Here is a 13,952-nt window from a genome sequence, read left to right as displayed (position 1 = left end):
GGCGGGATTAACACTTAACGGCTTTGCCTAAGAAACCCGAAGAGCACGAAAGAGGATGTTAAAGGTTCATCGTTCACCGTTCAAAGAAGCGGCTCTGTCATATTTATGATTCGAGTCCTTTAACCTTTCTCCTTTGACCTTTTCCCTAAAAACAACTCAATCATGTTCACAATACACCTTCGCTTAACGTTTTAATGAAACTATCAATCAATGAAAGAAACCGATCTAGATGACATCAGCAAGTATATAATAGATCAGGAATTGTATAAAAACCCTGATTTAGATAGTTGGCTGCTTGCACAGAAACTAGAAATGGAAGAAGAGGAATTACTTGTTGCGATAAAGAATAAAACAGGTAAGCCTTTCAAACAAGTGATCAATGAAATCAGGGTAAAAAGATTGGTGAGAAATTTAGATAAAACGATCCTGTTTCAGAAGCCAGGCTATTATTATAAGCTCTCAGGCTTCAAATCTCGGACGCCATTTGAGCGGATGTTCAAAAAGGAAACAGGAATGACCTTGAGTGAGTACATCAGGAAATTGAAGTCGATAAACCAAAAAATCAAATATTGACGATTTTGATACATGATCCTATAAGGGCTTTATCTACTATAGTTAGTTAAAGCTTTAGATTATAACTGTTTGACAATAAAAAGATTAGTTAGCTATGGAATTAGAAGAACAAGAAGATGTGATATTTAAGCTTAATATTGCTTTGGATTTTAAGCAAGTTTATAAGGATCCAGATTTGAGTTTGACTAAATTGGCGGCTTTATTAGGGGTTCATTATGGGAATTTGAGTAAAATCATCAAAAATAAATATGGGGTTGGGTTTAGAAAATTCTTGAATGAGATTAGAATAAAGAAATTATTAGATAAAATTCAATTAGAAGCTACTCAGCCTAACGTGGAACAATGTATGGAGATTTCTGGGTTTAAGTCTAGAGTTACATTCTTTAATGCCTTTAGATCACAAACTGGGACATCTCTTTCGGGTTATTATAAAAAGGATTTTCAATCAAAAAATTCAAAAGTCATCATATTTGATTCAGTTGATCAAGAAGGAAAATAAAAGTATTTTTTTCATGTTTTGGAGAAGAGGAACTTAAGGCACGGTTTTGTCGCTCTACTTTTTATCTAATTCCAGTCCTTTAGCCTTTAACCTTTTTCCTTTCTCCTATTTTGACCATCCCTACCGGGAGGAAATCACAAAGAACCCGAAGAAGCTCGAAGAGCACGAAAGAGGATGTTAAAGGTTAATCGTTAAGCGTTAAAAAACCAACTTGTGATGTTCACGATGCTACTCAGTTAACCAGTTAACCAAATAACCAAAAATTGCTTAAACGCTTAACTGTTTAATCGTTTAGAGTAGCGACTCAGACTTATCCGCGAATCTCCTGCTTAGAGTTAAACTAACTCCATATTTTATCGTTAGCAGCAAATGTTTTTTAAATATTACTCAGCAGGTATTCTCATATTTTTTTACTTATTTTAGGTTTAATATATAATCCAATAATCAGACTTAGATGTATCCGCACAAGAAATTTAGATTATTTACTTTTTATGTCTTTTTATTTATAACTTTTAGTAAGTCAGCGCTTTCTCAGAATCTGAAGAAGACCAATGATGCTCATCAGATTTCAGATATTTTTATTTCGCTTTTGGATTCTTCTAGAATATATGAAAACAATGATTTTTATAAAGCATCTAGTTTTTTGAAAGAAGCTCAAAATTATGTTCAGAAAAATAATGATAATGGATCCCAGACCAAACTTTGGATACAGTATGGAAGGCTATTTATGAAGATGGGCTTGATGGATTTGTCTGCTGATTCATACATCAAAGCGATAAAAAATATTGAAGATGGTACCTTAACAGAGCATGATGACTTGATGGCATCTAAAATTGGTCTTGCTGGAGTTTACCTTTATTTATATCAGTTTTCTAAAGCTGAGGAAATTTTAATCGAGGCCTTGGATTTTTTACAGAATAATGATTCTCAAGATTACTTATCCTATTCTTCAATTTATAATAATTTTGGGATCATTTATAGAGAGCAGGGTGATCTTGTAAGAGCTTATGATAATTTGGACTTAGGATTACAGCTATTGTTGTCCAAGGATCCCAACAATAAGAATTTACCTTTATTGCAAAATAACCTTGGAGATGTGTATTTGAGAATGAACAATTACGAACAAGCATTAGACCTGTATCAAGCAGCCTTGGAGTTCCGTACATCAGCAGATGATCAGCTGGGAATTGCTGTTACTCACAAAAATATTGGGATTTTATGGGAAAAAGCCGGTGACAAAGCTCAGTCTTTGTACCATCATAAGGTAGCCTTGGGTATTGCAGAAAATATTGATGCATTGATTGTTCAGCAAATCACTTCATATCACCTTTCAAATCTTTATAAAATATTAGGTAAAAGTGATTCAGCTCTTTATTATTATGACCTGAAATCCAAGTTGGATAGTAAAATTAAGAAAGCAGAAGCTGAAAAAATGTTACTCGTAGAGGAATTAAAGAGAGATTTCGAACAAAGTCAACAACAACTGCTTGGGCTTACGGCGTCTAAAATCAAGGTTTATCTGATTTGGTTAGTGTTCTTGTCTTTTCTAATGGCCATTTTAATTTATTTTCTTTTGAGCTTTAGAAGAAAGAATAAGCAAATCAGCTTAGAAATGATACAGGCAAAATTACAAAATGAGAGGGAGGCTCTTGACAAACAATACCTACAATCTCAGATTGATGAAAGAGACAGGCAAATCACTGCAAATATGATTTATGCCATCAAAAGAAATGAATTGATACAAGCTGCGCTGGATAAACTGCTCAAACATAGAAAGGAATTTGATAAAGCAGGACAAGAGACAATTCGGGGAGTTATCCATGATTTGAAAAACACGAAAGAGGATCATATATTTGAAGAATTTGAAGCTTCTTTTATTAATTTACATCATGAGTTTTATGATAACTTACTGCAAAAATTCCCGCATCTAACCTTGAATGAAAAGCGACTTTGTGCATTCATCAAGTTGAATATGACAACCAAGGAGATTGCCACGATTACGGGTCAGACAGTTCCAACGCTCAATAAGGCCAAGCAACGATTAAGAAAAAAATTTGATTTGATTCACTCTGATCAAGATATTTATGATTTTATAGGGAAAATAGTTTGATATAATTACCTGTATTTCAATTTGATATGATTCAATGTCCTATATTTGTCTTTTGTTTTTTTTAAGATGGGGTACTTTTGTCCTGATGAATTTTTGAGCCATTTGGCATTTATTTATACTTTTATTTCAAAGATCTTTTGATGCGCATTATATAGTATTTAGATCTTATTCCTCTCACGTATGGTAAAACAGGAATCATGTTGAAATTAATAACTCTATATCGTTTGCTATGAAAATCAATTTCCAGAATTTGTATATGGCAATCTTTAAGCCAAGGGAAAAGTTGCTTGAAGAAAAAGTGAAATATTGGATAGAGGAAGAATTTATTTATGTATATCCGGATTACAGCTTAGAACTATTGGCAGAAAAGACCGGAGCGAATACATTGACTATTGAGATGATGCTTTTAAGGCTTTATAAAAAGTCATTTTACCCCCTCAAAAGAAGCCTTAGGGTGATGTTTTTGCAACAGACAGCTATAGATGAACCAGAGTCGACTTTACAAGATTTTGTTTTATATGGAGGATATGAAGAAATAGACCACATGTTGGATGACATCAAAAAAGAGACCGGTTTGGATTTTGAGGAATTTATCAAGTATTCACAAGAGCTTGGCGGTAGAGATAATTGCTAAATCAGCAATAGATTAATTGATTAACTGCCCCGAAGTCTCGGGGTGGTTAATTGTTCAGAGGGGCGACTCCGTCATATTCACGAATCCTCTTCGCTTAACGTTTTAACTACTTGCCCGCCGCGGCGGGATTAACACTTAACGGCTTTGCCTAAGAAACCCGAAGAGCACGAAAGAGGATGTTAAAGGTTAATCGTTCACCGTTCAATGAAGCGACTCCATTAAATTCACGATTCTAGCCCTTTAGCCTTTGACCTTTTTCCTTTTCCCTAAACCTACTCAGTCATATTTACCAATCACTTCCTTTTGCCTTTAACCTTTAACCTTTTCCCTAAACCAACTCCGTCATATTCACGAATCCAGTCCTTTGGCCATTATCCTATTTTGTCACAAAGACCTCGAAGAAGCTCAAAGAGCACGAAGGAAATGTTAAGTGTTAATCGTTAAGCGTTAAAAAACCAACTTGTGATATTCATTATGCTACTCAGTTAACCAATTAACCAAATAACCAAATAACCAAATAACCAAATAACCAAATAACCAAATAACCAAAAATTGTTTAATCGATTAGAGTGGCTACTACTCCAGATTCACGATTCCACTCCTTTAGCCTTTAACCTTTTTCCTTTTCCCTAAAGAAAACCAGCCCTGCATCCTGGCTCTTCTCTAAATTAGTCTTCTAGACTAATATTTAACGCTCAGCCCTCCTAAAAAACCATCATTTTTTCTCAACGCTAACCTACAATAATTCAATGCTTTAACTTTCATTGTCCTATAAATGTCCCCACGACTTGAAGGGAGGGGGTACATTTGTCCTATATCGAAATTGGGGATTGTGTGGGCGGTAGTTTTTATTTGTTTTCGTCTTTTTGAGACGAGTTTAATCATTTGATAAAAATTATGATACACAATTCTACTGAAACAAAACACAAAAGGTACTTAAGCGAGGATAGAAGTCCTCAGCTGTCCTTGCCGAGCCTAAGAAGCTCGTCACTCGGATCAGGTGATCAGGAATGGAGTCCATTTGCGAGGTCGCTATTCCGGATCCTTATTATGGTCTGTATGATTCTCGGATTCTTAAACCATGCGCAAGCGCAAACTTCTCCTTTTGCGGGAGGTGACGGTTCCTTAAGTGATCCGTATCAAATCAGTACCCCTGAACAGTTAAACGAAGTCAGAAATTATCTGGACAAAAACTTTATACTGATCAATGATATTGATCTGACTACCTATCTAAGTGCAAGTGGTGCAGGTTATAATAATGGAGAAGGATGGTTGCCGATTGGATATAATACTAGTATTCCTTTTCTCTCTGCTACATTTACTGGAACTCTAGATGGGAAAGGATTTACTATTCAAGATTTATATATTAATTTAAAAAAAGGATGGAATTTTGTTGGCCTTTTTTCGAAGTTTGGTGAAACCACAGTAATCAAAAATTTAAATTTTAAGAGTATTAATATTATTTTGGATTCCACCGGTACTTTTGGAAATTTTGGAGGAGGTAGTTTGGTTGGTGATGCGGGTCATAGCATAATCGAAAATGTTCATGTATTAAGTGGGAAATTACACTTAGAAGGCTCAGCTGAAAATATAGGAGGTATAGCAGGTATAGCAGGTGGGCATATTAAAAGATGTTCGGTTAATCTTGATATTAAAGGTATTTTTTACGCAGGGGGAATAGTTGGTCTTTTTAGAAATAATCCTGATCAAACAGGGAATAGTATAAAAAATGGTTTATTAGAGGAAAGTTATTCATTTGGTATATTAAATGGAGATTATGGTTTGGGAGGATTAGTGGGCAGTTTGGAATTTTCTACTATATTAAATTCCTACTCCGTGATGGATATCAAAAAAAATGATAATCATTCGATCGGATGGGTAGGAGGACTTGTTGGTAGAATTCAGGACAGGGCAGTTAGTCAAGGAAATCCAATTTTTACAAATACACCAGATAATTCTAAAATACTAAATTCTTACTCAACAGGGGAAGTAGTTTCCTCTGTTGCATCTACTACTGGGGGTTTATTAGGAGATATCTTTAATTCCATATCAAATAATCCTCCCCAAATTACTGATTCGTATTATAATAGTGATTTAAGTAAACAATCTGATAATGATGGAAGAGGAGTGCCAAAGTCCGATTCTGAAATGAAATTACTATCCACATTTCAAAATTGGGATTTTCAAAATATATGGGTTTTAGATAATCAATATGGTTATGATTACCCGTTTTTTGGATATTTGTTGGCTCAAATTAACTTCGATTCAAATCAAGGCACGTCTGTTTCTTCTGTTTCGACATTAATCGGTTTTCAATTAACAAAGCCTACCGATCCGGTGAGGGATGGATTTCGATTCAATGGTTGGTTTACAGACGGCGGTTTAAGTACGGAATGGGATTTTGACAATCCTGTGACTCAGGCGATGACCTTGTATGCCGGCTGGGCGGCAAAAGTCCCTTTTGCAGGAGGAGATGGTTCACTAGCTACGCCATACTTGATCGAGACGCCTGAGCAGCTCAATGAAGTCAGGTTCAACCTGGATAAGCATTTTAAGTTGAATGACGATATTGATTTGGCGACTTACACTCAGTGGGACCCTATCGGTGATTATGGAAATTCCGTTTTCTTTGAAGGATCTCTTGACGGTAACTGCCATGTTATAGAGAATGTCAAGTTTGATGATTTTAGTAGTGCAGGTGGGACTTATATAGGTCTATTCAGTGCTTTGGGAAGTAATAGTAAGGTCGAGAATTTGACATTACATGTGGACATCAGGAGTTATAAGTATACAGGAGCCCTAGCAGGATATTCAGCAGGGAATATAGACAATGTGACTGCCTATGGTAAATTAGTGAACAATGATGGAGAACTGGGAGGCTTGATCGGTACTATGCATGGTGGGTCACTGACCAATTCCGCGTCTTTTGTAGAGCAGCAAGGTAGGCATGTTGTTGTGGGAGGTTTGGTAGGTGAGCTTGTATCAGGGACTATTTCCGAAAGTTATGCCATGCCAAAGGGTGGCTTGATTAGCGGTCGGGTAGTAGTCGGTGGACTTGTAGGTAGGGCGACTGGAGGTACGATAGCAAATTCCTATGCAGTAGCTGATATATCAAATAGTATTTTACCCACTGGACCAGGATCAGGTCCAAAAGTTATGGGGGGCGTCATAGGAGAAATACCTTCTGGATCCAATAATGATGTTACCATCACGAATGTCTTTTTTGACAGTGATATTTTCAGCAATGGAACGAATAGTCATGGTACTGGTAAGACTACCGAGGAGCTGAAGACTATTGCAACTTTTACAGGGTGGGATTTTGATGATGTATGGGAAATAATTTCAAGTTTCAATTCAGGTTACCCGATATTACAGAACAATTGTTTTCGTGAAGTAACGGTATCATTCGATGATCAGGTCAATTCTGTGGATGATGTGGTATTTTACATAGGTGCCTTTTTGGATCCTGCCGCCGTCCCGGTGAGGGATGGATTTGATTTTGCGGGTTGGTTTATAGATAGCTCTTTATCTAATGAATGGGATTTTGACGATCCTGTGACTGCGGCGATGACCTTGTATGCCGGCTGGGAGCAGCGTTTTCATGATGGTACAGGTACAGAGACTGATCCGTATATTATCATGACAGCTGATCAACTGAATAATATCAGAAAAGAGCCCAACGCCCATTACAAACTGGGAGCGGATATAGACTTAGATGTAGCGCCATATAATACAGGTGAAGGCTGGATGCCCATTTGTAATGGTGCAGATCCGAATTGTAGTAATGTGGATGGAAATGGTAACCCTCGAAAATTCTTCAACGGAACGCTAGATGGTAATGGTTTCAAAATCAGTAATTTATTTATTGATACCCAGAATAACGTTGCTGATTTGGGTCTTTTTGGCGTGACCTGGGGTAAAGCCAAATTCTCTAATCTAATCATGGAAAATGTCGATATCACTTACGGGAAAGGTCCTGCCGTATTTGGTAATAGAATAGGAGGTTTGGTAGGGTATGCTGGTTGGAGTGTTTTTGAGAATATAAAGTTAGAAGGGAAAATTGATGCGATTAATGCTGCACCAGGAGGTGGAAGTAATGTGGGTGGTATCGTTGGTATGTCAGAAGGAGCCAGTTTTAGGCGATGTTTTACAGATGTTCAACTATCTGGAAATCGAAGTGTAGGGGGTATCGTTGGGGATTGGCAAAATGACCCTACAGGACCATGGCCATGGGCAGGTGGAGACACAGGCTTGGGGGATGGTACCATGGAGCAATGCTACTCAGTAGGCCAAATTACCGCTCTAGATCAGGGGGCAGGAGGGCTTGCAGGATACGTTATTGGTGCCACTATCTCCAATAGTTTCTCCATGGCTGATGTGACAGGTAAAGACAAAGTGGGAGGCTTAGTTGGAATTTTAGAGGGTTTAGACTGGTATGCACCTACACTTCCAATTGAAATCGGAACGATCATAAACTCTTATGCGATCGGGCAGGTCACTTCCACTGAGATAAGTCCTCTTCATATCGGAGGCTTGGTAGGTGAGTTGGCTGCTACGGATACTAAGATAGAAAATTCCTACTACAACAGCGAGACTTCTGGTCAGAGTGACACTGGGAAGGGTGAGCCTAAGACGGATGCGGAGATGCTTGATCAGACTACTTTTACAAGCGTAGGCTGGGATTTTGATGCTATCTGGTTTATGAATAATTACCTGGACTATCCATATCCTATATTCATCCGTACAGCTACAGAGGAAGGCATACTTCCAGAGCTTACCGTTACTTTTGATGCCAATGGAGGCGGTGCGGTTGCTGCAGATTTAGCTATAAATGGAAAGGCGATAGCTGCACCGACCGATCCGGTGAGGGATGGATTTGATTTTGCGGGTTGGTTTATAGATAGCTCTTTATCTAATGAATGGGATTTTGACGATCCTGTGACTGCGGCGATGACCTTGTATGCCGGCTGGGAGCAGCGTTTTGCTTCAGGTACAGGTACAGAGACTGATCCGTATATTATCATGGACGCTGATCAATTGAATAATGTCAGAAAAGAGCCCAACGCCCATTACAAGCTGGGGGCGGATATAGACTTGGATGTAGCGCCATATAATACAGTAGATGGATGGAAGCCTATTTGTAATGATGTTGACCAGGATTGTAACAATACGGACATTAATGGGGATCCTAGAAAATTCTTCAACGGTACATTGGATGGGGATGGATATACAATCAGTGGATTACAAATTGAAGATACAACTAGCGCAAAAGATATTGGTTTATTCGGAGTTACCTATGGTGGAGCCAAGTTTTCTAATTTAAAAATAATCGATTCCTATATTGAATTTACGGCTGGAAGCAATAGTACTGGGACTGGCATATTAGTTGGAAAAGCAGGCTACAGTCTTTTTGAAAACATTCATCTTGAAGGGTTCTCTATAGAGGGATTTGGAAATATAGGTGGTATTGTTGGTATTGTAGATGGAGCTAGTATCAGAAACTCCTCTGTAATTGGTTTTCAAATTCGTTCCGACCGGAATGTGGGTGGTTTAGTAGGGAGGTTTACCAATGATCCAGAGAATTCTACTGCAATTTTAGGTGCAGGTCAAACTAATCAAAACAATATTCTTGGAGACGGAAGAATTACAGAAAGTTTTGCAATTGATGGATCGGTTGAGGCAACTACTTCGATTGCAGGAGGATTAGTAGGTTCGGGTATAGGATTGAATATTAGTAATAGTTATGCTGTTGTTGATGTGACTGCTCCTAATATTCTAGGTGGATTAGTTGGTAGGCTGACTAAGGAGGATAATAGTAGTCCAGAGGTTCCAGGATTAATCCACAATTCTTACGCTATGGGTCAAGTTGTGTCAAATTCGACAAGTGCAAGTCCACTGCTTATTGGTGGATTGGTAGGAAGAATATTTCCTGGTTCTGAAGTCACCAATTCCTTCTACAACAGCGAGACTTCTGGTCAAAGTGATACCGGTAATGGTGTACCTAAAACAGATGCGGAGATGCGAGATCTGGCTACTTTTACAAGCGTAGGCTGGGATTTTGATGCTATCTGGTTTATGAATAATTACCTGGATTATCCATATCCTATATTCATCCGTACAGCTACAGAGGAAGGCATACTTCCAGAGCTTACCGTTACTTTTGATGCCAATGGAGGCGGTGCGGTTGCTGCAGATTTAGCTATAAATGGAAAGGCGATAGCTGCACCGACCGATCCGGTGAGGACAGGGTATAGCTTTGTAGGTTGGTTTGCGGATGTATGTCTGGAAGCAGCTTGGGATTTTGACGATCCTGTGACCGAAGATATGACTTTGTATGCCAAGTGGGCTGCGGATTTTGATTCGGGCACTGGTATCGATGGTGATCCATATATCATCACTACTGCGGAGCAGTTGGATGCGATGCGTTATGACCTGACGGCACATTACAAGCTTGGAGCTAATATAGACCTGACGGATTATGTAGCAGGCAATGCCCTGGGCTGTGTGAATACCAAGGGCTGGGAGCCGATAGGAATCTCATCGGATGATCCATTTACTGGTACATTTGATGGTGGCAACCGTACGATTAGCAACTTGACCATCAACCAAACAGGTAATGATTATGTAGGTCTCTTTGGGTATCTTGGTACTGGCTCTAGTATTAGTAATCTCACCTTGGTTAGCGTGAATGTAACAGCGGTAGGGACTAGTAGTAATATCCACCATGCAGGTGCTTTGGCTGGTTTTTCAACTGCTACTATCAATAATATTCATATTTCATCAGGTAGCATTACGGCTTCTGGAACAAATAGCTTGGCAACAGGTGGTCTGGTTGGATATATCGATGCGGGTGGAGTGACTAATGCTACTGCTAATGTGACAGTAAGCGGTGATGGAACCAACAGAGGAGGTGATGTAGGTGGACTTATAGGTTATATAAAAGGGAGCAACATTGTTGTTGATAATGCCCATGCTCAAGGGAGTGTTACAGGAATAGGTACCAATACAGGTGGTTTGATAGGTTTGTTATGGGGCGATATAACTGTAAGAAATTCTTCTGCTTCTAGCGTAGTAACTGGGAATGACTATATAGGTGGACTTGTTGGGTATGTTTTCCAAGGCAGTACCATTGAAAACTCCTTTGCAGAAGGTAATGTAACTGGAGATAGTAGGATTGGTGGCTTAGTTGGTGAAATATATGACAATGGAACAATTACTAAATCGTATGCTACGGGTATTGTAACGAGTAATGGGAATGAATCTATTGGCGGTTTAGTCGGTAATCTCTATAACTCTTCTATTAGTGAAAGTTACGCTACAGGTGATGTTATAGGTAGCGCTGCTGGTGAAGTGGGTGGATTACTTGGTCGTAGTGTTATAGGAACAATTACCCAATCACTTGCAACTGGTAGTGTTACAGCAGGTGGTTCTTATGTGGGCGGTTTAGTAGGCTATATTGAAAATACTTCAATCGATAAAACATATGCAATAGGACTAGTTTCAAGTACAATTACATCAGATATAGGTGGTTTATTAGGTGGTTTAGTAAATTCAACTGTTACAAATAGCTTCTGGGATACCAAGACATCAGGCTTGACGACAAGTGATGGTGGATTTGGTAGACCTACTGCAGAGATGCAGTTGATTACCACTTTTGCTGAAGCAGACTGGGATATCGCAAGGGCGAATGCAGATATTCTGGACAGTCCATATCCGGTATTGGCATGGACGGTAGAAGATGCATCTGTAGTATGGCTGATAGCCAAAAACATGAATGATACCAAGATAGAGGTGATTGCAGATCAGTCTTACACGGGATCTGAGATCAAGCCTGACCTGATCATCACGGATGGTTCAGAGACTCTGGTAGCTGGTGTGGACTATACATTGTCTTATAGTGACAATATTGCCTTGGGTACAGCTACTGTGAGCATCAGCGGTACAGGCAGGTACCTGGGTACACTTGATGTTACCTTTGAGATTGTTGCCAATCAACTGGAAGTAGGTACTCAGGATTTGGAATTGACCAAGGTGTATGATGGCAGTACTGCTGCTGTGATAGAGAACATTACGCTGATCGGTGTAGCCGATGGAGAAGATGTCACAGTGACAGCAGTAGCTACTTATGCCGATGCCTTGGTAGGCACAGGCAAGACGATCACAGTGGTATTTGCACTATCAGGTGCAGACAAGGACAATTATATAGCCCCTGTTGACTTTGTGGTAAACACAGGAGAGATCGCAGCCAAGCAATTGGAAATAGAATCTCAAGATTTGACGACAGAGAAAGTATATGATGGTACTACGACAGCGACAATTGCTGATATTCAGCTATCAGGCGTGGCTGGCTCAGATGTGGTGACAGTCACTGCGGTAGCTACCTATGACAATGCAGATGCTGGTACAGGCAAGACCATCACGGTAGTCTATAGCATAGGAGGTGCTGATGCGGACAATTATCTGACTCCTGAAGATCTGGTAGTTGAAACTGCTGTGATCACCGGCAAAACATTGCCTGCACAGGACTTCGATATCGATGATCAGGCGTTTACTGGTGATGAGCTGACGGTCACACTGACTGTAAAAGATGGATCGAAGACCTTAGTGGAAGGAGTGGATTATGAACTCAGCTACACAGCTAATATCAATGCAGGCACTGCTACGGTGACGGTGACGGGTATAGGAAACTATGCGGGTACTTTGAGCGGTAGCTTTGAAATTACAGCAAGGTCATTGGACAATGCTGAGATTGAAAAAGTAGCGGATCAGGTATTTACAGGTTCGGCACTGATCCCGGCACTGACGTTGAAAGACGGTACAGTGACCTTAGAAGACGGTACAGACTTTACAGTAGCTTACGGCAATAATATCAATGTAGGTACTGCTACGATGACGGTGACAGGTATCGGCAACTATGCAGGTAGCTTGAGCAGTAGCTTCGTGATCGGAGCCAAATCGCTAGATGATTTGACTGTAGAGCCTATAGCAGATGTCATTTTTGAGGACAGAGCCTTTGAGCCTACTGTAGTAGTAAGTTATGGTTCACTGACCTTAGAAGAAGGTAGAGACTTCACGGTAGCTTATACAGATAATGTCAATATAGGAATAGCTACGGTTACATTGACAGGTATGGGTAACTACACTGGTGTAAAGGTTGTGAACTTTGTAATTCAGGATGCTTATATCAGTCCTGTGACAGACTTGGAAGCAGAAACAGGAGATCGTATGATCAGCTTAACTTGGGCAGAGCCTACCGAATTTGCTTCTGATATCTTAGGCTATCGCATTGAGATCTCTGAGGATGGAGAATCATATTCCCTGCTTGTAGAATTGGATGCATTTGAGTACCTCGCCGAGGATTTGATCAATTCTCAGAAGTATTGGTTCAGGATCAGTGCCTTCACGGCCTTCTCAGTAGGAGAAGAGAAAGTGATCGGCCCATTGATTCCGATAGCACCTGTGACGGATGACAACAGCACGATACCTACCCAAGACCCAGGTACTTTCAGTTTCAATATTGATGGAGTAGAGGAAGATATCTTCTTGGATATCGTGAATGATGCCTTGGTATTTGAGGCAGGTTCATTGAAGATGGACTTGGCAGCAGCAAGAGCTACTGGTGATCAGTTGCCAATCTTGGAAGGCCTGTTGGTCTTAGAACCCAATGGTGTTGCAGAAGTAAATGGTGAAGGCTTCCGAAAGAATACCGCAGTAGCCGTATGGTTGGTAGAGAATGTATCAGGTTCAGCTGGTGGTAGAATCAGGATAGAAGATACCTATCTGCAGACTCGTGTAATAGAAGTTAATGCTACATGGCAGCAGACAGCCCGCGTGATGGGCTCGCAGGCAGGTGAAGTTTACTTCCTTGGCCATGCTGATGTGGATGCGAATGGTAGGTTTAGAGCTTCTATGGATATCCCTGGTGATATCAAGCCTGGTAGATATACCCTTCAAGCGACTGGTATCACAACTGCTGGAGCTACGATGTCCTTGAACCTAGGAGCGATCTTGATGGATGACCTGGATCTGGATACAGATGGTGATGGTGTACCGGATGTGTATGAATTCATGCAAGGCACTGATCCTAATGATCCGAATGACTTCTTGGATAGCAATGGCGATGGTGTGCCAGATTA

5 protein-coding genes are annotated in these 13,952 nt (G+C 39.9%); all 5 read left to right on the top strand.

Going from position 1 to position 13,952, the window contains the following annotated elements; genetic code table 11:
• The first annotated feature begins 210 nt into the window (after positions 1 to 210).
• A complete protein-coding gene (locus tag CHB66_RS16480) occupies positions 211 to 573 on the top strand; it encodes a helix-turn-helix domain-containing protein (protein WP_089242513.1) in 363 nt (120 codons plus the stop codon).
• A gap of 94 nt (positions 574 to 667) precedes the next feature.
• Complete coding sequence (locus CHB66_RS16475) at positions 668 to 1,072, top strand: helix-turn-helix domain-containing protein (protein ID WP_089242512.1); 405 nt, start codon at positions 668 to 670, stop codon at positions 1,070 to 1,072.
• Between the two features lie 454 nt (positions 1,073 to 1,526).
• Positions 1,527 to 3,182 (top strand): tetratricopeptide repeat protein, encoded by a 1,656-nt coding sequence (locus tag CHB66_RS16470; RefSeq protein WP_089242511.1) that lies wholly within the window; start codon positions 1,527 to 1,529, stop codon positions 3,180 to 3,182.
• Positions 3,183 to 3,411: 229 nt separating this feature from the next.
• Complete coding sequence (locus CHB66_RS16465) at positions 3,412 to 3,816, top strand: hypothetical protein (RefSeq protein WP_089242510.1); 405 nt, start codon at positions 3,412 to 3,414, stop codon at positions 3,814 to 3,816.
• 1,059 nt (positions 3,817 to 4,875) lie between these two features.
• On the top strand, positions 4,876 to 13,952 hold a 9,077-nt coding region (locus CHB66_RS16455), incomplete at its 3' end, for an InlB B-repeat-containing protein (protein ID WP_170932523.1).

Source organism: Belliella buryatensis (assembly GCF_900188245.1).
Lineage (GTDB): Bacteria > Bacteroidota > Bacteroidia > Cytophagales > Cyclobacteriaceae > Belliella > Belliella buryatensis.
This window is presented reverse-complemented; position numbering and strand designations above follow the sequence as displayed.

Coding starts and splice junctions, on each gene's coding strand:
- CHB66_RS16465 (WP_089242510.1), top strand. CDS start 3,412: ATGAAAATCAATTTCCAGAATTTGTATATGGCAATCTTTAAGCCAAGG.
- CHB66_RS16475 (WP_089242512.1), top strand. CDS start 668: ATGGAATTAGAAGAACAAGAAGATGTGATATTTAAGCTTAATATTGCT.
- CHB66_RS16480 (WP_089242513.1), top strand. CDS start 211: ATGAAAGAAACCGATCTAGATGACATCAGCAAGTATATAATAGATCAG.
- CHB66_RS16470 (WP_089242511.1), top strand. CDS start 1,527: ATGTATCCGCACAAGAAATTTAGATTATTTACTTTTTATGTCTTTTTA.